This is a genomic window from Rheinheimera hassiensis (assembly GCF_022436675.1).
Taxonomy (GTDB): Bacteria; Pseudomonadota; Gammaproteobacteria; order Enterobacterales; family Alteromonadaceae; genus Alishewanella; species Alishewanella hassiensis.
This window is the reverse complement of sequence record NZ_JAKUJZ010000002.1, coordinates 393,142-414,837: the sequence shown is the minus strand read 5'-3', so window position 1 is coordinate 414,837 and position 21,696 is coordinate 393,142. Positions and strand designations below refer to the sequence as shown.

Here is a 21,696-nt window from a genome sequence, read left to right as displayed (position 1 = left end):
AGCGAGCTAGTTGCTTAAATAACGTCTGTTAAGGATCCGTATGAGTAAATTGGACAAAGATCAGGTTGTTGCCGAGTTTACCGCTGCTTATAAAGCTGCATTTGGTAAAGCGCCGCAACTGGAACAAAAACCCGGCTGGTTTAGCGTAGATGGTGGTAAGAATCTCCGTCTGGCAGAGCTGGCTGAATTAGGTGCAAGTTACAGTGCCGACAAAGGTGCAGCTCAAAGTGCAACCAAAAGTACCGCTAAAGCCAAACCGGCAGCAGAGAAAAAAGCTGCACCGGCCAAAGCCGCAGCCAAACCAGCTAAAAAGCCGGCTAAAAAAGCTGCCGCCAAGCCCGCAAAAGCAGCCAAGACTAAAAGTGGTAATGGCCAGTCTGCGGCTGATATCTGGGCAGCACAGTTAGATGACAAACAACGCCAGCCCCGAGGCTATCGTTAAACAGCGTTAGTCTGGCTGTGTTAATGCAGCCAGACGCGTTTTTACTTCAATCCACTGCCCCATAAATTTAGTACTGCGGTAGTTATGGTGTCTGAGCATAAGTCCGGTGAAATTCGCCTGACGGTGCCGCTGTAAATCCTGCATAACCACATTAAGCTGGTGCCAAATACGCGATTCATGCTGAGCCAGGCTAAATTTTTTTTGTACTATATCAAAGCCTTTTGTTTGTAAACGGTGCCACAATTCTGGCTGTTGATACAATGCTACTGCCGCCTGAGCAATAGTATTGCTGTCTTGTGCAATAACACCGCCCCAGTCGCCTTCAAGTGTCATACCCTCAGCCCCCACCGCGGTGGTAACATTGGGCGTGCCGCAACGCATAGCATCCAGCAACTTACCTTTTAAACCGGCACCAAATGCCAGTGGCGCCAAACACACCCGGGCGTGCTGCATTACCGCTAAGGCATCATCGGCCCAGCCTTTGATTAAAAAGCCCTGCTTTGCGTTGTGCAACGCTGTGGCTTTGGGCGGCGGATAAGCACCATAAATATGCAGCTCAGCCTGCGGCAGCTGCTGGCGGACTAACGGCCAGATTTCCTGCTTTAACCACAATACAGAGTGCCAGTTGGGTGCATGGCGAAAGTTGCCGATGGCAATAAAGTGTTGCCTTGCGGCAAAATCCGGCCCGGGTGTTAATGGCAATTCATCAAGCAAAAACGGGCAGTAACACAGCAACGCCGGTGACACCTGATAATGTTGCTGCAATAACTGCAGTTCAAACTCTGAAATGACCAATGTTATATCACAGCGATAAATAGCGGCTATTTCACGCAGCGCCAGTTCTGAATTTAAATCCTCTGCAGCCATTTCTTTACCGGCATTAGAACTGTGCTGACGGGCATCACGCAGCGCGTGACAATCTTCCATATCCAGAATACGCAGCGCCTGTGCGCAGGCCTGCTCTACCCGCCAGCCAAATTGCTCTTCAAGCATAAAGCGATCAAACATCACGGCCGCAGGCATGCTCTGGCTTATCCACTGATCAAAGCTACTGTCGTTTAAACTGATACTACGCTCAGTTACGCCCAGCTCTGCCAGCGGATAACGATGCTGCCCCGGCTCGGCCGCGCTGGCAAAGGTCACTTGCCAGCCCCTGGCCAAAAACAGCTTAATTAAACTCAGCATACGGTAACCGGCTGCAGACGAGTTTGGTTCAGGCCAGACATAACCAATTATAATTAATAATGGCACCTTACTAAGGGGCATAGCTCCTCCGGATAAAACTGGCATTCTAACGGCAATTGTTGCCCGGTAACAGCTTGGCAGCGGGCTATGTCATGCTAAGATGCAGCATGCTTTCGCTGGTAACCTGATATGACAACCACTCACTACTCTCCAATTGAAGAACACTTACATGCCATAAGCCACGGTATTGGGGCACTACTCAGCGTTGTTGCGCTGATATTAATGTGGCAGTTATCTGTGCAGGCCAATGACAACTGGCGTCTGTTTAGCAGTGTTGTTTATGGCGGTAGCCTGATCCTGCTGTACAGCAGCTCCACGCTATACCACTCTATTCACCGTATTGAAATTAAACGTCGTCTGCGGCAGCTTGACCATGCAGCAATCTTTATTCTGATTGCCGGCACCTACACCCCTTTTACACTGGTGAATTTACGTGATAACTGGGGCCTGCCGCTGTTTGGCCTGATCTGGCTGGTGGCATTAGTGGGGGTAATAATAGAGCTGGCTACTGCACTAAAATACAAAAAATTGTCATTAGGCCTGTATCTGGGTATGGGTTGGCTGGTGATTATTGCCATACAGCCGATGCTGAACCACGTTGAGACCGGTGGCTTATTATTATTACTTGCCGGAGGTTTAAGTTACTCTTTTGGCGTTATATTTTACGCTTGGAAACGTCTTTTTATGCACCATGCTATCTGGCACTTATTTGTGCTAGGTGGCAGCGTACTGCATTTTTTCGCGGTGTATTATTACGTACTACCAGTGTAAAAAAACAGGCCGGAACCAAACCGGCCTGTTTGCTTTTATCAGTACTGGTAACTGAAAGTTACACCACTAAAGGCCGTGTACGCACGGACCCCCACATGCCAGGTACCGGCTTGTGGATTATTAATGGTACAGACTTCATTGTTGCCGGTCAGATAAGGCCGGCATGTGTACGCTGTTGTGGTAGGCTCGCTGCCATAACGCACATACAAATCTGCATCACCTGTGCCACCGGAGATCTGGAAGGTTACCGCAGATACGCCTGACGGGATCTGATAACTGCCTCTTAACCACTGGCCACTTGCTGCAGACAAATTAGGGAAAGTTGCACCACCGCCTTCAGGCGGTTCGCCGCCACCTGAGCCGTCACAGCCATTGTTAGTCAGGTAATCATGCGCAGTTTTCGCTTTAACAATACCCCAACCATAAGAGGTATCACGCCCGGCTGCCCCACGGTCTTCTGCAGTAGCATTAAGCGCATTACGAATTTGTGCCGGTGTACATTGCGGGTGATTACTCCACACCAAAGCCGCAACACCCGCTACGTGGGGCGATGCCATAGAAGTGCCGCTGATGCTGTTATAACCACCGTTGTTCCAGGTAGAGTTAACGCCAACGCCCGGGCCGGAAATTTCTACCTGAGAGTTACGCTGCGAAAAGCTGGCTAAGACACCACTGGAGTTTACCGCTGCAACAGATACCACAGCATTATAAGACGCCGGGTATGAGAAACTGGTATTGCCATCATTACCTGCCGCTGCCACTAACAACATACCGCCATTGTAGAAGTTGTTCATGGCCGTATTTTCAGTCTGGTTAGACGAACCGCCACCCAGGCTCATATTTACCACTTTCGCACCAGCATCTTTACAAGACTGAATAGCCGTGATCAGGTTTGACGCTGTGGTCCAGTTGCCAGAGTTATTGAAGATTTTAACAATGTGCACACCAGCCTGACCTGAGCCAATAACACCGACTACGCCGCTGTTATTGTTTAATGCCACCATAGTACCGGCAACGTGAGTGCCGTGGCCATTACCGTCCTGATACCAGTTACCATGGCCAGAAAACGAATACCCCGTCACGCCTGAGCTTTGTAAATCCTCATGGCCCGAGGTCCAGCCGGTATCAATAACACACGATTTAATATTGCCAGCGCTGCCATCACTAACCTGATTGGCCTGCACCATGGTAATACCATAAGGCGTGGTTTGAGCCATAGGCGTGATCACATCCATCAGATAACGTTTATGATCCTCTTCAATGTATTCAACGTCAGGATTTGCCTGCAGCAGCTTTAGCTGTTTAGGTGTCAGCTCGGCCACACTGGCGTGCACTGATTTTAAATGCGACAGTGCATTGACGTTGGCTTTTTGTAATACTTGTTGTGCGCGTTGCACTGAAAATTCAGCACGCTGCTCTGTGCCGGTGGCACTCATTTGTGCCACTGGTTCTTTAAATTTAATAATGTAACGGTTGGATTTATCTTCAGTCAGCTCAGCAAGGCTAAACTCACGCTCTGTTGCCGGCTCTGCTTTTTTTATACCTTCTGCTACCGCTACCGACGTCAGGCTAAGTGCAAAACAACCAGCAGACGCGACTGCCAGTATAGTTGTCATTTTTTTCATCGTGTTTTTCATTATAGTACCCTTGGATTATAAGTTAAGGTCCATGTTGTACGTTCCGCATCCTGCTGCTTAGCAATTAACCAGATAACCGCCGTTGTCACCATTACAAAGGTCTTATAAATAATTTACAAATGTATGAGATAAACCCATTCCAGAAAAAATAGACAACTATCAGAAACAAAATGGTTTTTTGGGGTACAGCTATAAAGTGAAGAACAGTGATAAATACGTTTGTTAATAGTTTAGTCTGTTAACACTGGTTGATGCTGCTGGGCTAATTTAAACCAAAACACACTGCCTTGCCCGGCTGAAGAGGTAAAGCCAATCTGACCATGATGATTTTCGATAATTTTTTTACAAATAGCCAGGCCAAGCCCTGAGCCTTCTTTTGCCCGGCTGTCAGAGGAATCTGCCTGAGAAAATTTACCAAAGATATGCTTTTGAAATTCTATAGGAATACCATTGCCAAAATCTTCAACTTCAAACCGTATGTTTTGCTGCACCTCAATCAGGCGCACCATTACCACACCTAACACAGGTGAGAACTTCACCGCATTAGAAATAAGGTTGTCAATTACCTGCCGGAGCCTTAATGCGTCGGCTTCTACCCACAAAGGTTGCTCGGGCTCTGATGCCAGTTGCAGTTCAACCTGATACCGGCTGGCATAAGGCTGCATAGCATTGACGGCGTGCCGGGTTAGCGCGCTAATATCAAGCCGGGTGATATTCAGCGTGAAGGTGCCTGCAGCAAATTTTTGTAAATCCAGTAAGTCGTTAATCAACTGAGCCAGCCGCTCACTGTTGGTTTGGGCAGTTTGCAGCATGTCCTGGTAAAGCGCAGAATCGGCAGCGACCACCTTTTGCGCTATCAGCCCTATAGCGCCCCGTATCGCAGTAAGCGGTGTGCGTAATTCATGGCTTACGGTGGCAATAAACTCATCTTTTAGTTTATCCAGCCGTTTCAGCTCCTGATTGGTTTTAGCCAGCTCATCCAGACTACGCTCCAGCTGCCGTGTGCGCAGCGACAGCGTAACAGAGCTTTCCTCCAGTGCCTGGGTTCGTTCAGTAACACGGGTTTCTAACACGGTTTGTGCTTTAGCTTTATTCTCTACTGCGGCCTGAAGCAAGCGGTTTATTTGCCGCACGTGGCGTAAACGATATTGATGCATCAACCACAGCAGCAGGCTTACCAGTGCCACAAGCGAATAAATCACCCAGTTTTGCTGCCACCAGTGCGGCATAACACTTAAGGTTGCCACTTTAACGGGCTCGCTGAAAACACCATGGTTATTGGACGCTTTAAGCCACAACGGATAAGTGCCCACCGGCAGGTTAGCGTAAAATGCACTATTGCGTTCATTAGTAACAACCCAGCCTTTATCAATACCCTCAAGCTGATATTGAAACTGGTTACGCTGTGGGTCCTGATAGTCCAGAGCGCTGAATTCAAAGTTCATCGTATGCTGATCCGGCGACAAACTTATGATATCCCAAGGTTGCTTATGCGGTTTTGTTTGCAATAGCTGGTAGTCAATCACCAACGCTGATAGCACCGGATTTGGTATTCTCTGGTTGCTCTGCAACTGATCAGGTTTTACCACTACTAACCCGGCAATAGCACCAAATAAAATACTGCTGTCGTCGGCAAATACCGCGCTGGTATTTAGCTCAGAGCTTACCATGCCATCATTGCGGTTATAGTGAATAAAATGCTGCTGTCCGGCCGGCCTTAACGCCAAACCTTTCGGCGTCATAACCCACAGTTTTTGTTCTTGCTGCAACACCCCCAGAATATCATTGTCCGGTAAACTGTCCTGTGTTGTCAGCAACTTCTGCTCATCTGTCGCCAGGTTTACCAGCAATAACCCCTCACGGGTACAAACCGCCAGTTGCTCAGCATATTCACTAACACAGTGAATATCATTGTGCGGCAGCTTTATGCCTGATGTAGCCGTTGTGCTGTGCTGTGTGACTTTATTTGTAGCCAGATCTATCTGAAACAGCCCGCTGTAACGTGTTGCCACCCATAGCTGCTGCGAAGAACCAATAAACAGTTTTTGTACTGTATTGCCCACCATATTATCTGACAACCGGGTTAACCAACGTTTGGCTTGCTGAGTTTCAGGCTGCCAGGCTATGACTCCCTCTCCCCACATACCCAGATAAAACCTACCGGCAGAATCAATATGTAAATCTCTTACATTGCGGTTGACAACTTTAGCCAATTCAAATGGCTCATCGATTTTTTCCAGTTCCGCCGTGCCATTATACTTTAGTAAGCCAATATCAGAGGCAACATAAACATCGCCTTGCGCAGTGGCAGCTATAGCATTAACTCTGCTACCTATTCGGAAGAACTGAAAATCTCCTTCCGGCAGGTTAACATGGTATATACCATCGGGACTACCAAGCCAAAGCGCATCTGGCTGTTTAAAAATAGCGGTAACAGAAAATGTTTTTTGTGCGCCAAGCGCTGCAGAGAAGGCACTGATATCATCAAATGCCTTAGTGGATAAAATATTGCGAAACAAACCGCTTTCCCGCGATCCCAGCCACAACACACCGGAGCTATCATGCAAAATACTGCGTATATTGACATTACTCAGCTCTGCTTTTTGTACGCTATGCCCTGGTTGATGACTTGGCGACAAACGGTACAAGCCGCTGTAACTGCCTATCAGCAGATCGTTGGTTGTGTCGTCAGATGACAGGATGTTAATCAATGGCTCGGCTTCGCCGCGTTGAGATAAAGCCACCGGCACAAACTGTTGCTGGTCGTTGAACAGAAACAGCCCTTGGCGGCTGCCAATCCATAACTGCTGCCCCAGGGCATACACCGCTCGTATTTCATTATCCCGGCTAAAATTACCGGGTAGTGCCTTATCTGCATGATTAACTAACTGATATACCTTACTCAAACCGTCATTTTGCTGCCAACTGTGTAAACCGGCAGAGGTACCAATCCAGATCACGCCATCAGGTGTTTGGGTTAAACTCCAGATCCGCTGATCTGCCAGTGATTGCTCAAGCCCTGCCTGGCCGATATTCGTGATCTGAAACTGAGCATCTATCCGGCTCAAACCAGATGTAGTGCCCACCCAGATATTGCCATCGGCGTCCTGCATCAGACCCTGAATTTGGTTTCCAGCCAATCCGTTATCGCTGGTGTAACGGGTTAACTTCCCGGTTTGGGCATCCAGCCTTGACAGCCCCAGCCCCCAGGTGCCGGCCCAGATATTATCAGCGTGATCGATCAGTACAACACCAACATCAGGTGTTTGATGACGTTGTAATTCGGTATCGGTGAGCACCGCAAATTCGACAAAGCGGTAGCCGTCGTAGCGCAGTAAACCCGAGTTAGTAGAACCCAGCCACAAGAAGCCGGTGCTATCTTGTTTAACACTGTAGATAGTGGCATTGGGCAGGCCATCGTCAACACCGATGCGAACATAGTGCTGTTCAGCCGATGCGCCGGTGCAATACGCCAGCAACACCAACATACAGCGCACAATGAAAACTATCCCTATTTTCTGACCGTGCAAAATGCCCCCCGACACTATCTGACAATCCAAGCAGCTAATATTAAAGCAGTTAAAGTAAGCGGCGCAAACTAACCATAGCATAGCAAGCCAGGCTTTACAGTACGACGCAGATTAAATGTCAGGCGCCACTTTCGCTTGGGGTTGCATTCTTTTAGAATCGTCGCCATTACCGCTGTTAATTACGTAGTTTTCGGAGAAATTCATGTCTGATGTTAAACACAGCCGCCTGCTTATTCTAGGTTCAGGCCCTGCTGGCTATACTGCTGCAGTTTATGCTGCACGCGCTAACCTTAAGCCGGTTTTAATTACCGGCATGCAGCAAGGCGGCCAACTGACCACCACTACGGAAGTAGAGAACTGGCCGGGCGATGCGCATGGTTTAACCGGCCCAGCCTTAATGGACCGCATGCGTGAACATGCTGAAACCTTTAATACTGAAATTGTGTTTGATCATATTCATACAGTAAACCTGCAGCAGCGGCCTTTCACGCTTACCGGTGATAACGCCGTATACAGCTGCGATGCGCTGATTATTTGTACCGGTGCCTCAGCTAAATACCTGGGGCTGCCGTCAGAACAGGCATTCAGTGGCCGCGGTGTATCAGCCTGCGCCACCTGTGATGGTTTTTTCTACCGTAACCAGAAAGTCGCGGTAGTGGGCGGTGGTAATACCGCCGTAGAAGAAACATTGTACCTGTCTAATATTGCTGCTGAAGTGCATTTAGTGCACCGGCGTGACAGCTTTAAAGCCGAGAAAATTCTGATCGACCGTTTAATGGCCAAAGTAAACAGCGGCAATATTGTGCTGCACACTCATTGTGAACTGGACGAAGTGCTGGGCGATGACATGGGTGTGACCGGCGTGCGGTTAACATCAACCAAAGGCGAAGCCGATAAAGATCTGGCATTACAGGGCGTATTTATTGCCATTGGCCATAAACCCAACACCGACATGTTTGCCGGGCAACTGGAAATGAATGGTGGCTACCTGAAAGTACAAAGCGGTACTGACGGCAATGCCACGCAAACCAGTATTGCCGGAGTATTTGCTGCCGGTGATGTATCGGATCATATTTACCGTCAGGCCATTACGTCTGCCGGTACCGGTTGTATGGCCGCGCTGGATGCCGAGCGTTATCTGGATGCGCTGAGTAAGTAAACAGGTCGCGCCTGTGACCATTTACTTACCGGAGTTATCAGCACACGATGTCAGCTTTCCAGCGCTGCATCGTGCGCTGGCCGAGCCTGACGGCTTGCTGGCAATGGGCGGTGATTTGTCTGTACCCCGTCTTATCAACGCTTACTCGCATGCTATTTTCCCCTGGTTTAGTGAAGGCGATCCACTTTTATGGTGGAGCCCATCTGTACGCGCTGCTTTTGCTCCAGATAGCCTTAAACTAAACCGCACACTAAGAAAACAAATTAACCGCCATCAGTTAAGCTTTAGTATCAATACCGCATTTCCCCAGGTAGTAGCTCAGTGCGCGGCCCCCAGAGCACGCCAACCTGCAACCTGGATCCTGCCCCAAATGCAGCAAGCTTATTTACAATTGCACTTGCAGGGACACGCCCACAGTATTGAAGTGTGGCAACAAGACACCTTAGTTGGCGGTTTATACGGTGTGCTGGTAGGCAGCCTGTTTTGTGGTGAATCCATGTTTAACCGTTTACCGGATACCGCCAAACTGGCATTAGTTGCCCTGCAACAACATTTGCAACAGGTTGCTCCGGGCTGGATTGACTGCCAGTTACCTAATCCGTTTCTTATGCAACTGGGGGCAAAAGAGATGCCTCGCAGTGACTATGTGCAACTGTTACAGCACTATCGGCTGCAATTAACGCCGCCATCTCACTGGCAAGCACGCACGATCGAATTGGACAGTACCAATGCATGAGCTACGTTTTGGCCTGACAGCACCTGCCCCCTGCAGCTATCTGGACCTACAACAGGAGCAGTTGGTATTTCTGCTGCCGGAGCAGCCCGTTAGCGCCGCACTTTATCAGCAATTGCTTGAACTTAATTTTCGTCGCAGCGGTGAGCAGGTTTACACACCACACTGCCCGGCATGCCGCTCCTGTGAATCTGTACGCATCAGCCATATTGATTTTATTGCCAGCCGCAGTCAGCGCCGTTTGCTCAACAAAGCCAAGCGCATGGATTGGCAATACACACTTTGTACCCGTGCCAGCACAAATTATTTCCCGCTGTTTGCCGCTTATATCTGTCATAAACATGCTGATGGCACTATGCATCCACCTGCACAGGACCAACTGGATGCCATGTTAAATTGCTCATGGTTAAAAGTACGGTATCTGGAACAATATTATCAGCAGCAATTGGTGGCGGTAACGATTGTAGATGAAACAGCAGAAGCATACTCGGCGGTGTACACTTTTTTTCATCCCGATGTCAGTGCATTGTCTCCCGGTATTTTAGCCGTATTGTATTTATTGCAATGTGCAAGACGGGATCAAAAAAATTGGTTGTATCTGGGATATCAGATTAATGCCTGTCAGAAAATGGCCTATAAGGCCGCTTTTTTGCCACAACAACGTTTTATTCAGGGACAATGGCATTCATTTGGCTAAAAAAGCGCTTGTTGCTTTACTTATGCCGATGATTTCGGCACAATCTGCGCAGTTTTTTTATGGTTCACCCAATATTAAGAGGCAAGTACGCTGAATGGCGAAGGAAGACGTAATTGAAATGCAAGGTACCATTTTGGATACCCTGCCAAATACCATGTTCAAAGTTGAACTGGAAAACGGCCATGTCGTTATCGCTCATATCTCAGGTAAAATGCGTAAAAACTATATCCGTATTTTAACCGGCGATAAAGTAACCGTAGAATTAACACCTTACGACTTAACTAAAGGCCGTATCGTGTTCCGCCAGCGCTAAGCCGGCTTTTTTGCATTATGCCAGATAACACAAACCCGGCTTTGGCCGGGTTTACTGTTTTGCTGCAAAGCGATTTGCGTTAGCGTTAATCTGCCAGTGCAGCTTCTTCAGTGGTCTGATAAACAAAGCTTAGCTGACCATCAACCAGATCTACCCGCACATCACCACCATGCAGTAAACGGCCGAACAGAATTTCGTTCGCCAGTGGCTTTTTCAGCTGCTCCTGAATAACCCGCGCCATTGGCCGAGCACCCATTGCATGATCGTACCCTTTATCAGCCAGCCACTGTCTTGCGGCGCTGCTGAGCTCCATTGATACCTGCTTTTTATCCAGTTGTACCTGTAAGTCACAGATAAACTTATCAACAATTTGCAGAATAATGTCCGCACCCAGATGTTGAAACCAGATAATGCCATCTAAGCGGTTTCTGAACTCAGGACTAAAGGTCCGGTTTATTTCCGACAAGGCATCATGGCTATGGTCTTGCTGTTTAAAGCCAATCGATTTACGAATGGTTTCCTGTACCCCGGCATTGGTGGTCATTACCAGTACAACATTACGAAAATCAATCTTGCGGCCGTTATTGTCGGTTAAAGTACCGTGGTCCATTACCTGCAGCAGTATATTATAAATATCGCTATGTGCTTTTTCGATTTCATCCAGCAACACCACGGAATACGGTTGTTTTGACACGGCATCAGTCAGTAAACCGCCCTGTTCAAAGCCAACATAACCTGGTGGTGCACCAATTAAGCGGCTGATAGCATGGCGCTCCATGTACTCCGACATATCAAACCGCAGCAGCTCTACACCGAGTGCTTTAGCCAGCTGTTTGGTTACTTCCGTTTTACCTACACCGGTTGGGCCGGCAAACAGGAAGTTACCTATTGGTTTTTCTTCGTTGCCAAGGCCTGAGCGTGACAAGCGGATAGCCGAGGTTAGCACTTCAATTGGCTCATTCTGGCCAAACACCACCAGTTTTAAATTACGGTCTAAATTCGCCAGCACATCTTTATCTGATGCCGATACTGACTTCTCCGGAATACGGGCCATTTTGGCAATAACATGCTCAATTTCCGGCACATTGATGACTTTTTTCCGCTTAGATACCGGCAATAACCGCTGGCTGGCACCGGCTTCATCTATTACATCGATAGCTTTGTCCGGTAAATGGCGCTCATTAATATATTTGGCCGACAATTCAGCCGCCGCGCGGATTGCCTTTTGTGTATAGCGCACATTGTGGTGTTGCTCGTAGCGCTCTTTTAAGCCAAGCAAAATACGGGTGGTATCTTCCACGCTGGGTTCAGCCACATCAATTTTCTGGAAACGACGCACCAGTGCAGTGTCTTTCTCAAAAATGCTTTTAAATTCCTGATAAGTAGTCGAGCCCATACAACGTAAACGGCCACTGGACAGGAGTGGTTTAATCAGGTTGCTCGCATCCATCACACCACCGGAAGCGGCACCGGCGCCGATAACGGTATGAATTTCATCAATAAATAAAATCGCGTCCTTTTCACGCTCCAGCTCTTTTAGCAAAGACTTCAGCCGTTTTTCAAAGTCGCCACGGTATTTGGTACCTGCCAGCAAGGCGCCCATATCCAGCGAGTAAATAGTGGCGTTAGCAATGACTTCCGGCACTTCTTTGTGCACAATACGGTACGCTAGGCCTTCGGCAATAGCGGTTTTGCCTACACCGGCTTCCCCTACCAGCAGCGGGTTATTTTTCTTACGCCGGCACAATACCTGAATGGCCCGTTCAACTTCATGTTCACGACCAATTAATGGGTCAATGTGGCCGTTCTTGGCCTGAACATTCAAATTAGCGGTAAAGTTTTCCAGATACTTACTTTCGTCGCTTAGTGTTTCGCCGGCCTCTTCTGCCGAGTGTTCATCATGTTGCTCTAACTTTTCAGTTTTGGTTACTCCATGGGAAATAAAATTCACCACATCCAGACGGCTGATATCAATTTTCTTCAGTAAATATACCGCTTGTGATTCCTGCTCACTAAAAATTGCCACCAGCACATTAGCACCTGTCACCTCGGCTTTACCGGATGACTGCACGTGAAACACCGCACGCTGCAGCACGCGCTGAAAACCCAATGTAGGCTGGGTATCACGCTCCATTTCACCGTCAGGTAACACTGGCGTGGTTGAATCAATAAAACTGCCCAGTTCCAACCGTAGTTTTTCAATATTTGCGCCACAAGATCGCAGCGCGTCGCCTGCGGCCGGGTTGTCAAGCAACGCCAGCAGCAAGTGTTCTACCGTCATATATTCATGACGGCGCTCACGCGCAAACCTGAAAGCCAAATTCAGAGTTAACTCAAGATCTTTATTTAACATACACCACTCCTAATCCACCTGAGTAACGACACCAGAATCATGCCAGGACTTACCTTAAGCGCGCTCCATGGTACAGAGCAGCGGGTGTTGATGCTCTTTCGCATACTGCGTCACCTGCTGCACTTTAGTTTCCGCAATTTCTGCGGTAAAAACACCACATACCCCTTTGCCTTCGTAATGCACTTTTAACATTACTTCCGTTGCCTGTTCGTACTGCATATTAAAAAAGCGGCTTAACACATCGATGACAAAATCCATCGGGGTGTAATCGTCGTTATGCAGTACTACCTTATACATCGGTGGCGGAGCCACACGTTGCCGTGTCAGTTCCTCTAAACCACCATGTTGTACGTTACCTTCTTTATTTCCGCTCATAAACTATAGCCATGCCTGCGTATTCCATCAAAGGAGCTTTGGGTTAAATATTGGTAAAATTTTAGTTTAATTTTGCAAATAACTTGACTACATGGTCAAATTATCTACATTAGTTGTTGGGATCAACAACAATCCCGCCGTAAAGACTAAGAATACAGAATTTAGCTAACTTAGAGAAGGAAGTAAGTTGTATGGCTACCGGTAAAGTGAAATGGTTCAATAACGCCAAAGGATTTGGATTTATCCGTGAAGATGGCCGTGATGAAGATATCTTTGCTCATTATTCAACCATTAGTATGGATGGCTACCGCACGCTAAAGGCAGGACAAGACGTTGAGTTTGACTTGTCTGAAGGCCCTAAAGGCTTACACGCTGTGAATATTAAACTGCCCGGCGATCTGACAGAATAATATATTTGCTTTGCTGTAACCCAGACCAACAAAAAAGCAGGCATCATGCCTGCTTTTGCTTATCCGACAAGTTTAACTTAGGCTTTAGCCAGTGCCTGGTTAAAGGTGTGGCTTGGCCGCATAGCCTTAGCGGCCAGCTCCGGATTGGGTTTGTAGTAACCGCCAATATCTACCGCTTTACCTTGTGCACCATTGAGCTCTGCAACGATTGTGGCTTCCTGCTGCTGCAGGACTGTGGCCAATTTAGCAAAGCGGGCCTGCAGCTCTGTGTCAGCCGTTTGCGCGGCTAAAGCCTCTGCCCAGTACATCGCCAGATAGAAGTGGCTACCACGGTTGTCCAGTTCACCCAGCTTACGCCGTGGTGACTTATCGTTATCGAGGAACTTAGCCGTTGCTGCATCCAGCGCATCAGCCAGTACTTTGGCTTTGCTGTTACCGGTAACCTGGCTTAAATGCTCCAGTGACGCCGCCAGCGCTAAAAACTCGCCCAACGAATCCCAGCGTAAATAGTCTTCTTCAATAAACTGCTCAACGTGTTTCGGAGCTGAGCCACCAGCGCCGGTTTCAAATAAACCACCGCCATTCATTAAAGGTACTACCGATAACATCTTAGCACTGGTGCCAAGTTCTAAAATCGGGAATAAATCAGTTAAGTAATCACGCAGTACGTTACCGGTTACTGAAATGGTATCCAGCCCCTGCTTAATCCGTTGTAGTGACAAACGGGTTGCTTCAACCGGTGACAGGATCTGAATATCCAGACCACTGGTATCGTGGTCTTGCAGATACGCTTTTACCTTGGTAATCAGCTGAGCATCATGCGCTCTATTGCTGTCTAACCAGAATATTGCCGGCGTGTTGCTTAAGCGGGCGCGATTTACAGCCAGCTTAACCCAATCGCGGATTGGTGCATCTTTTACCTGACACATACGCCAGATATCGCCCTGCTCTACGCTGTGTTCAAACACCACGTCACCTTTGCTGTTCAGCACCTGTACTTTACCGTCAGCAGCAATTTCAAAGGTTTTATCGTGCGAGCCGTATTCTTCAGCTTTTTGCGCCATCAGGCCCACGTTTGGTACAGAGCCCATGGTGCGCGGATCAAAGGCACCGTTTTTCTTACAGAAGTCGATAGTTTCCTGATACACACCAGCGTAGCAACGATCCGGGATCATCGCTTTGGTGTCTTTTAACTTACCATCCGGGCCCCACATCTGGCCTGAACTGCGGATCATTGCCGGCATAGAAGCATCGATAATAATATCGCTTGGTACATGCAGGTTGGTGATGCCTTTATCTGAATTAACCATCGCCAGTGCAGGTTGTGCAGCGTAACAGGCTTTAATATCTGCCAGCACTTCGTCTTGCTTAGCCTGTGGCAGCGTGGCAACCTTAGCAAACATATCGCCGGCGCCGTTGTTAACATCAACACCCAGCTCAGCAAACAGCGTAGCGTGTTTATCAAACACCGTTTTGAAGAATACCGTTACCGCGTGGCCAAACATAATAGGATCAGACACTTTCATCATGGTGGCTTTTAAATGCAATGACAACAGCACGTTCTGCTGTTTAGCCGAGGCAATTTCGCGCAGATAAAAGTCGCGCAGAGCATTTTTGCTCATCGTAGCAGCATCAATTACCTCAGCGGCCAGTACGGCAACTTTGTCTTTTAATACCGAAACAGTGCCATCTTTGGCGACATGCTGAATTTTCAGCGTATCAGTATTGGCAAAAGTGGCTGACTTTTCGCTGCCGTAAAAATCGCCCTGTGTCATATGAGCAACATGAGATTCAGAGCCCGACGCCCAGGCGCCCATACTGTGTGGGTTTTTCTTTGCATATTGCTTAACCGACGCAGGAGCACGGCGATCAGAGTTACCTTCACGCAGTACCGGGTTTACCGCACTGCCTTTAATTTTGTCGTAGCGCGCTTTAACATCACGCTCTTGTTCAGTTTTGGCTTCAGCAGGATAATCCGGCAGAGCATAACCCTGCTGCTGTAATTCTTTAATCGCTGCTTTTAACTGTGGAATAGACGCACTGATATTCGGCAGCTTGATGATATTTGCTTCAGGCTGATTTGCCAGCTCGCCCAGCTCAGTTAAGGCGTCAGCAATGCGTTGCTCAGGTTTTAAGAAATCAGGGAAGTTGGCAATAATACGGCCAGACAGAGAAATATCACGGGTTTCTACCGCGATACCGGCCGCAGCAGAAAACGCCTGCACGATAGGTAGAAATGAATAGGTGGCAAGTGCTGGTGCTTCGTCTGTTTCAGTGTAGATAATTTTTGCAATTTCGTTTGACATGTTAGTTCCTGTAATGTGTTTGCGATCAGCTGGCTTATGCTGGCCAGTTCGCACCTTCATTCGGGCGATGTTGATGTTTTAAACGCATTTGTTGCTAAGCGGCGGTAGTATAGCAGCATGACATTCAATAAAATAGGCAGCCGGATCCTATGAATTTCAGAGACAAAAATACAGTGAAACCGTTGCGAAGCAGGCCGAATTTGCAAAATAATCCATATGCGAAAAAACGCAATACGACCAAGGTCGGACAACCGGTATTAGTACTGTTTAACAAACCGTTTGACGTACTGTGTCAGTTTACCGATAACAGCACGCCACCACGCGCTACGCTGGCAGATTATATCACTATACCTGACGTGTATGCGGCTGGCAGGCTTGATCGCGACAGCGAAGGGCTTTTACTGCTAACTAACTGTGGCAAAACCCAGCATCAGATTAGCGACCCTAAACATAAAATGGCCAAAACCTACTGGGTACAACTTGAAGGTAATATCAGCGACGACGCTCTGGCACAGTTAAGCGCAGGCGTGCAGTTAAATGATGGCCCCACTTTACCCGCAACAGCACTACGTTTGCCTGAGCCAGCTGTCTGGCCGCGTCAGCCACCGGTGCGACAGCGCGCTAATATTCCTACCTGCTGGATAAGTCTGACCATTACCGAAGGCCGTAACCGTCAGGTACGACGGATGACTGCTGCGGTGGGTTTTCCCACCTTGCGCCTAATCCGCGCACAAATTGGCGATTGGCACCTTAACCAGTTAGCACCAGGCCAATTTACCGTAATGGATCTTAAATAAGGATAGCCACCAACCCATGAGCAGAGAACTGCTACATCTTACCGTTGCTGCCATCGTGTATTTTGAGCACAAATTTTTACTGGTAGAAGAGCGCGATAAACTAACCGGACAGCGGGTACTGAACCAGCCGGCAGGCCATGTTGAGCAGGATGAAGATTTGCTTAGCGCAGTAAAACGCGAACTGTTTGAAGAAACCGGCCTGGCGCTTGAGCCCTCAGCCTGGTTGGGTATTTCGCAGTTAAAAGCGGCTAATGGTCATCGCTATGTAAGGCTGAACATAGTGTTTGAGCCCACCAACCTGCCAGCACAGTACCAGCCACAAGACAGCGATATTCTGGCTCTGCACTGGTATAGCGCAACTGAACTGTTGCAAGCAGCATTGCCGCTGCGCAGCCGTTTAGTCAGTGATGCTATCAGCTTATATACACAAGGGGTACGCCTGCCGCTGTCACTGATTCAACCAACGCGATAACATGCGCAGCGGATAAATTTAATGTATAATCCGCGCCTTGTTTTTCCGGCCTTCAAAAGTGCAGTGTTATGCCAAATACCCGCTTAACTGACAGCTCAGCTAACAGCAGTAAAAAAGTCATCGTCGGCATGTCCGGCGGCGTAGATTCTTCCGTTTCAGCCTACCTGTTGCTACAACAGGGTTATCAGGTTGAAGGCCTGTTTATGAAAAACTGGGAAGAAGACGATAACGACGAATACTGTGCTGCCGCTGAAGATATGCGCGATGCACAGGCTGTTTGTGACAAACTGGGTATAGTGCTGCATAAGGTGAATTTTGCTGCAGAGTACTGGGACAATGTTTTTGAGTACTTTCTGGCTGAATATAAAGCCGGCCGCACCCCTAACCCAGACATCATGTGCAATAAAGAAATTAAATTTAAAGCCTTTCTGGAGTTTGCTGCCGAAGCGCTGGGCGCAGATTATATTGCCACCGGCCACTATGTACAGCGGCGTTATGTTGATGGCCATTGGCAGTTATTGCGCGGACTGGACAACAATAAAGATCAAAGCTATTTCCTTTACACCATTGGTGAAGAGCATGTGGCACAAACGCTGTTTCCGGTGGGCGAACTGGAAAAACCCGCCGTACGCGCCATTGCCGAACAGCAGGGTTTAGTTACCCACGATAAAAAAGATAGCACCGGTATTTGTTTTATCGGCGAGCGTAAATTTAAAGATTTTCTGCAGCAATACTTGCCCGCACAACCGGGCGATATCGTTTCGGTCGACGGTGACATTATTGGCCGTCATGAAGGCCTGATGTACCACACCCTGGGCCAGCGTAAAGGCCTGGGTATCGGCGGCCTGCGCGATGGTGGCGATGAACCCTGGTATGTGGTTGGCAAAAATCTGGATACCAACCAGCTAATTGTGGCTCAGGGCCATGACCATCCGGGTTTATTGTCTAAAGGTTTAATCGCTAACCAGCTGCACTGGACCGACCGTAAAGGCCCGCAGCAAGTGCTGCGTTGCACGGTTAAAACCCGCTATCGCCAAACGGATATTGCCTGCAATTTAACTCCCAATGCCGACGGCACGGTAACGGTACTGTTTGATGCAGCACAAAAAGCAGTAACGCCTGGCCAGTCGGCCGTATTTTATCTTGACGATGTCTGCCTTGGCGGCGGCATTATTGATGTGGCTCTGAACTGATATGCAATATTCTCTTTCAACACAAATTATCGCTTTGGCCGGGTTAACTCAGGCGCTGAAACTGGTGCAAACGGTCGCCCGCAGCACCACCGTAGATAAAGAGCTTCTGAGCACCATGCTTCACAGCGTTGCCGTTGTCGATGCTGAAGATCCGCTGCAAATATATGGCAATCAACCTGCCAACCTGAAAACCGGTTTACAGCTTATTGTTGACCAATTAGGCGACAAACCACAAAAAGATGTCGAGCTGACACGCTATATTGTCGGCGTACTGGCGCTGGAGCGTAAGCTGAGCAAAACACCGGCTAATCTAAAAAAGCTGGGCGATAAACTGCAGCATTTAGAGCGCCAGTTACAGCATTTCAGTATTACTGATGACAATATGCTGGCCAATCTGGCCGATATTTACTCTGATTGCATCAGCAGTTTAGGTGGCCGTATTCAGATCTATGGCCAACCCGAATTACTTAAACTACCTGCCGTACAGCACAAAGTGAGAGCGCTGTTACTAGCAGCCATCCGCTCAGCCGTATTATGGCGCCAGGCCGGTGGTAGCCGTCTTAATTTTATCTTTAAACGTCGCAAGCTGGTCGCACAAGCAAAAGACATGCTTGCGCAACTGCCCTCATCAAGCTTATAGGAGCCTGTATGCAACTGAATGCCCTAACCGCTATTTCCCCCGTTGACGGGCGCTATGGCAGCAAAACTGTAGATTTACGCAACTACTTCAGTGAGTTTGGCTTAATTAAGTATCGCGTGATGGTAGAAGTGCGCTGGTTACAACAACTTGCCGCGACAACCCAGATTGCTGAAGTGCCCGCCTTATCTGCCGAGGCTAACCGTGTCCTGAATGACATTGTCGACAATTTCAGCTTAAGCGACGCTGAGCGGGTAAAAGAAATTGAACGCACAACCAACCATGACGTTAAAGCGGTTGAGTACCTGTTAAAAGAAAAAGTGGCCGCAAACGCTGAGCTCTCTGCAATCAGTGAATTTATTCACTTTGCCTGTACCTCAGAAGATATCAACAACTTGTCACACGGCCTGATGTTAAGCGAAGCCCGCGCCAACGTATTACTGCCGCAATGCGATGCGCTGTTAGAAGCGATTAAGCAGTTAGCTAATGAGCATAAAACGGTGCCGATGATGGCGCGCACGCATGGTCAGCCAGCCTCCCCTACTACTATGGGTAAAGAGATGGCTAACGTGTATATGCGCTTAAAACGTCAGCGTGATCAGATTGCCGTTGTAGAAATTCTTGGCAAGCTTAATGGTGCAGTGGGCAATTACAATGCACACTTATCCGCGTACCCACAGCTTAACTGGCATCAACTGTCAGAGCAGTTTGTTACCGGTTTAGGCTTAAGCTGGAACCCGTTCACCACCCAGATTGAACCGCATGACTATATCGCCGAGTTGTTTGACGCTGTAGCCCGTTTTAATACCATTTTGCTCGACTTTGATCGCGATGTTTGGGGTTATATTGCGCTGGGGCACTTTAAACAGCGCACTATTGCCGGTGAAATTGGCTCTTCTACCATGCCGCACAAAGTCAACCCGATCGACTTTGAAAACTCTGAGGGTAATCTGGGTATTGCGAATGCGCTGTTTAATCATTTGTCAGCTAAATTGCCGGTGTCACGCTGGCAACGTGACCTGACCGACTCTACCGTGCTGCGTAATCTGGGTATGGGTTTTGGTTATACTGTTATTGCCTATCAGGCCACGTTAAAAGGCATCAGCAAGCTGGAAGTAAACGAAGCTAACCTGCGCGCCGAACTGGATGCCAACTGGGAATTACTGGCCGAGCCGGTACAAACTGTTATGCGTAAATACGCTATTGAACAGCCGTATGAAAAGCTCAAAGAGTTAACCCGCGGCAAGCGTATTACCCAAGCAGACTTACATATGTTTATTGACAAGCTGGCATTGCCCGACCAGGTAAAAGAGCAACTTAAGCAGTTGACTCCCGCCAATTATATTGGCGCTGCGGTAGAAATAACCGACACGCTACAGTAACAGGCTAAAGGCGCTGAATTCAGCGCCTTTTTTCTCAGGAATATCAAATGTATCAATTAAATTTGGCTGAACTTGGCATCACTGAATTTCTTAATGAATACTGGCAAAAAAAACCATTGCTGATTAAAGGCGGTTTTAAACATTTTGCCGACCCGCTAACAGCAGATGAACTGGCTGGCCTGGCACTGGAAGAAGAAATTGAGTCACGCATAGTCAGCTGTGTTGATAAACAATGGGATATGCAAACCGGCCCGTTTGAAGATTTCTCTGCTTTTGGCGAAAAAGACTGGACCTTATTGGTGCAGGCCGTTGATCACTGGCACCCACAAGCCGCTAAGCTACTGGACCCGTTTCGTTTTATCCCCAACTGGCGTATTGACGATCTGATGGTCAGCTTTTCAGCTCCAGGCGGCGGTGTCGGCCCCCACTTAGACCAGTACGATGTGTTTATTATTCAGGGCGAAGGCAAACGTCACTGGCGTGTTGGTATGCCAGATACCAGCCTGAAGCAATTGTGCCCTCACCCGCGTTTGCTGCAGGTTAGCCCTTTTACTGCCTGTATCGACGTTATTACAGAGCCTGGCGACATTCTGTATATTCCGCCCGGCTGCCCGCATGAGGGTATCAGCATTGAAAACAGCCTGAATTATTCTGTTGGTTTTCGTGCTCCGGCACAAAAAGATCTGCTTACCGGCCTGGCCGATCATCTGATTGATCATGATATCACGGGTAAGCGTTTCACCGATGCAGGGCGCAGCAGTGCGCAATCGGTTGGTGTTATTACAGATGATGATCTGAGCAAAGTGCAGCAGTTATTACAACAGCTGGTAAGTGATAAAACCATGCTACCGCATTGGTTTGGCAGTTTAATTACCCGAGCCAAACATGAGCTGGATTTAAACGAGCCTGACCCACATTACGGCGTCGACGAAATTGGCGAATACCTGGAAGAAGGCTCAGTATTAAGCCGCACTGGGGGCTTGCGTTGCTGTTACTATCAGCAAAATACCAATAGCGATATTCTGCTGTTTCTTAACGGTGACCAGACCACCTTGCCGCCAAATGAGCTGCTAACTGCACAGCTACTATGCGACTACACTGAGTTACAATCAGAACAAAACCTGCATTTTAATCACTCAGCCGAGCGGCTGATGCTGCTGACCAGCTTAATTAACCAAGGCTATTGGTATTTTAGCGAGTAAATGCAAAGCATCTTAAAAAGCTAATAAAAAACCGCAGATAAT

The 21,696-nt window shown here is 48.2% G+C and carries 19 protein-coding genes; 13 read left to right on the top strand and 6 right to left on the bottom strand.

The window, feature by feature from the left end:
- The first annotated feature begins 40 nt into the window (after positions 1 to 40).
- Positions 41 to 442, top strand: a complete 402-nt coding sequence (locus tag MJX74_RS04815) for a hypothetical protein (protein ID WP_240221342.1) — start codon at positions 41 to 43, stop codon at positions 440 to 442.
- A gap of 6 nt (positions 443 to 448) precedes the next feature.
- Here MJX74_RS04815 and MJX74_RS04810 read toward each other — a convergent pair whose 3' ends face one another.
- Positions 449 to 1,708 (bottom strand): glycosyltransferase family 4 protein, encoded by a 1,260-nt coding sequence (locus MJX74_RS04810; RefSeq protein WP_240221341.1) that lies wholly within the window; start codon positions 1,706 to 1,708, stop codon positions 449 to 451.
- A gap of 108 nt (positions 1,709 to 1,816) precedes the next feature.
- On the opposite strand from MJX74_RS04810, the gene trhA reads away from it, so the two are divergent.
- Complete coding sequence (trhA, locus tag MJX74_RS04805; protein WP_240221340.1) at positions 1,817 to 2,458, top strand: PAQR family membrane homeostasis protein TrhA; 642 nt, start codon at positions 1,817 to 1,819, stop codon at positions 2,456 to 2,458.
- 38 nt (positions 2,459 to 2,496) lie between these two features.
- On the opposite strand, the gene MJX74_RS04800 is transcribed toward trhA, so the two are convergent.
- Together MJX74_RS04800 and MJX74_RS04795 are read right to left on the bottom strand one after the other, a co-directional pair.
- Positions 2,497 to 4,083 carry a S8 family serine peptidase gene (locus MJX74_RS04800; RefSeq protein ID WP_240221339.1) on the bottom strand — a complete coding sequence of 529 codons (1,587 nt, stop codon included), beginning with the start codon at positions 4,081 to 4,083 and terminating at the stop codon, positions 2,497 to 2,499.
- Positions 4,084 to 4,325: 242 nt separating this feature from the next.
- Positions 4,326 to 7,583 carry a sensor histidine kinase gene (locus MJX74_RS04795; protein ID WP_240221608.1) on the bottom strand — a complete coding sequence of 1,086 codons (3,258 nt, stop codon included), beginning with the start codon at positions 7,581 to 7,583 and terminating at the stop codon, positions 4,326 to 4,328.
- Between the two features lie 244 nt (positions 7,584 to 7,827).
- Between MJX74_RS04795 and trxB the strand changes: the two genes are divergently transcribed.
- The 4 genes from trxB to infA all read left to right on the top strand — a co-directional run bounded on the left by trxB (position 7,828) and on the right by infA (position 10,527).
- The gene (gene trxB / locus MJX74_RS04790; protein WP_240221338.1) at positions 7,828 to 8,784 is read left to right on the top strand and encodes a thioredoxin-disulfide reductase; all 957 of its coding nucleotides are present in this window, start codon (positions 7,828 to 7,830) and stop codon (positions 8,782 to 8,784) included.
- Between the two features lie 13 nt (positions 8,785 to 8,797).
- A complete protein-coding gene (gene aat / locus MJX74_RS04785) occupies positions 8,798 to 9,520 on the top strand; it encodes a leucyl/phenylalanyl-tRNA--protein transferase (RefSeq protein WP_240221336.1) in 723 nt (240 codons plus the stop codon).
- Positions 9,513 to 10,214: an arginyltransferase gene (locus MJX74_RS04780; protein ID WP_240221333.1), complete on the top strand. Its 702-nt coding sequence runs from the start codon at positions 9,513 to 9,515 to the stop codon at positions 10,212 to 10,214. Before aat ends, MJX74_RS04780 begins: the two co-directional genes overlap by 8 nt.
- A gap of 94 nt (positions 10,215 to 10,308) precedes the next feature.
- A complete protein-coding gene (gene infA / locus MJX74_RS04775; protein ID WP_008610216.1) occupies positions 10,309 to 10,527 on the top strand; it encodes a translation initiation factor IF-1 in 219 nt (72 codons plus the stop codon).
- Between the two features lie 85 nt (positions 10,528 to 10,612).
- On the opposite strand, the gene clpA is transcribed toward infA, so the two are convergent.
- The gene (clpA, locus tag MJX74_RS04770; protein ID WP_240221332.1) at positions 10,613 to 12,880 is read right to left on the bottom strand and encodes an ATP-dependent Clp protease ATP-binding subunit ClpA; all 2,268 of its coding nucleotides are present in this window, start codon (positions 12,878 to 12,880) and stop codon (positions 10,613 to 10,615) included.
- 54 nt (positions 12,881 to 12,934) lie between these two features.
- Positions 12,935 to 13,255, bottom strand: coding sequence for an ATP-dependent Clp protease adapter ClpS (gene clpS / locus MJX74_RS04765; protein WP_068230788.1), 321 nt, complete (start codon positions 13,253 to 13,255; stop codon positions 12,935 to 12,937).
- Between the two features lie 191 nt (positions 13,256 to 13,446).
- Here clpS and cspD point away from each other — a divergent pair, with 191 nt between their 5' ends.
- Complete coding sequence (gene cspD, locus MJX74_RS04760) at positions 13,447 to 13,665, top strand: cold shock domain-containing protein CspD (protein WP_068230786.1); 219 nt, start codon at positions 13,447 to 13,449, stop codon at positions 13,663 to 13,665.
- Between the two features lie 77 nt (positions 13,666 to 13,742).
- Here cspD and MJX74_RS04755 read toward each other — a convergent pair whose 3' ends face one another.
- Complete coding sequence (locus MJX74_RS04755) at positions 13,743 to 15,971, bottom strand: NADP-dependent isocitrate dehydrogenase (protein WP_240221331.1); 2,229 nt, start codon at positions 15,969 to 15,971, stop codon at positions 13,743 to 13,745.
- A 200-nt stretch (positions 15,972 to 16,171) separates the two neighbouring features.
- On the opposite strand from MJX74_RS04755, the gene MJX74_RS04750 reads away from it, so the two are divergent.
- The 6 genes from MJX74_RS04750 to MJX74_RS04725 all read left to right on the top strand — a co-directional run bounded on the left by MJX74_RS04750 (position 16,172) and on the right by MJX74_RS04725 (position 21,654).
- Positions 16,172 to 16,768 (top strand): pseudouridine synthase, encoded by a 597-nt coding sequence (locus MJX74_RS04750; protein WP_240221330.1) that lies wholly within the window; start codon positions 16,172 to 16,174, stop codon positions 16,766 to 16,768.
- A gap of 16 nt (positions 16,769 to 16,784) precedes the next feature.
- On the top strand, positions 16,785 to 17,240 hold the full coding sequence (locus MJX74_RS04745) for an NUDIX domain-containing protein (protein ID WP_240221329.1): 456 nt from the start codon (positions 16,785 to 16,787) through the stop codon (positions 17,238 to 17,240).
- A gap of 68 nt (positions 17,241 to 17,308) precedes the next feature.
- Complete coding sequence (gene mnmA / locus MJX74_RS04740) at positions 17,309 to 18,433, top strand: tRNA 2-thiouridine(34) synthase MnmA (protein WP_240221328.1); 1,125 nt, start codon at positions 17,309 to 17,311, stop codon at positions 18,431 to 18,433.
- Between the two features lies 1 nt (position 18,434).
- Positions 18,435 to 19,073 (top strand): high frequency lysogenization protein HflD, encoded by a 639-nt coding sequence (gene hflD / locus MJX74_RS04735; RefSeq protein WP_092792024.1) that lies wholly within the window; start codon positions 18,435 to 18,437, stop codon positions 19,071 to 19,073.
- Between the two features lie 8 nt (positions 19,074 to 19,081).
- Positions 19,082 to 20,452 (top strand): adenylosuccinate lyase, encoded by a 1,371-nt coding sequence (purB, locus tag MJX74_RS04730; protein WP_240221327.1) that lies wholly within the window; start codon positions 19,082 to 19,084, stop codon positions 20,450 to 20,452.
- Positions 20,453 to 20,499: 47 nt separating this feature from the next.
- Positions 20,500 to 21,654: a ribosomal protein uL16 3-hydroxylase gene (locus MJX74_RS04725; RefSeq protein WP_240221326.1), complete on the top strand. Its 1,155-nt coding sequence runs from the start codon at positions 20,500 to 20,502 to the stop codon at positions 21,652 to 21,654.
- Positions 21,655 to 21,696: the final 42 nt, after the last annotated feature.

Coding starts and splice junctions, on each gene's coding strand:
- MJX74_RS04815 (WP_240221342.1), top strand. CDS start 41: ATGAGTAAATTGGACAAAGATCAGGTTGTTGCCGAGTTTACCGCTGCT.
- MJX74_RS04810 (WP_240221341.1), bottom strand. CDS start 1,708: ATGCCCCTTAGTAAGGTGCCATTATTAATTATAATTGGTTATGTCTGG.
- trhA (WP_240221340.1), top strand. CDS start 1,817: ATGACAACCACTCACTACTCTCCAATTGAAGAACACTTACATGCCATA.
- MJX74_RS04800 (WP_240221339.1), bottom strand. CDS start 4,083: ATGAAAAAAATGACAACTATACTGGCAGTCGCGTCTGCTGGTTGTTTT.
- MJX74_RS04795 (WP_240221608.1), bottom strand. CDS start 7,583: ATGTTGGTGTTGCTGGCGTATTGCACCGGCGCATCGGCTGAACAGCAC.
- trxB (WP_240221338.1), top strand. CDS start 7,828: ATGTCTGATGTTAAACACAGCCGCCTGCTTATTCTAGGTTCAGGCCCT.
- MJX74_RS04780 (WP_240221333.1), top strand. CDS start 9,513: ATGCATGAGCTACGTTTTGGCCTGACAGCACCTGCCCCCTGCAGCTAT.
- infA (WP_008610216.1), top strand. CDS start 10,309: ATGGCGAAGGAAGACGTAATTGAAATGCAAGGTACCATTTTGGATACC.
- clpA (WP_240221332.1), bottom strand. CDS start 12,880: ATGTTAAATAAAGATCTTGAGTTAACTCTGAATTTGGCTTTCAGGTTT.
- clpS (WP_068230788.1), bottom strand. CDS start 13,255: ATGAGCGGAAATAAAGAAGGTAACGTACAACATGGTGGTTTAGAGGAA.
- cspD (WP_068230786.1), top strand. CDS start 13,447: ATGGCTACCGGTAAAGTGAAATGGTTCAATAACGCCAAAGGATTTGGA.
- MJX74_RS04755 (WP_240221331.1), bottom strand. CDS start 15,971: ATGTCAAACGAAATTGCAAAAATTATCTACACTGAAACAGACGAAGCA.
- MJX74_RS04745 (WP_240221329.1), top strand. CDS start 16,785: ATGAGCAGAGAACTGCTACATCTTACCGTTGCTGCCATCGTGTATTTT.
- mnmA (WP_240221328.1), top strand. CDS start 17,309: ATGCCAAATACCCGCTTAACTGACAGCTCAGCTAACAGCAGTAAAAAA.
- hflD (WP_092792024.1), top strand. CDS start 18,435: ATGCAATATTCTCTTTCAACACAAATTATCGCTTTGGCCGGGTTAACT.
- purB (WP_240221327.1), top strand. CDS start 19,082: ATGCAACTGAATGCCCTAACCGCTATTTCCCCCGTTGACGGGCGCTAT.
- MJX74_RS04725 (WP_240221326.1), top strand. CDS start 20,500: ATGTATCAATTAAATTTGGCTGAACTTGGCATCACTGAATTTCTTAAT.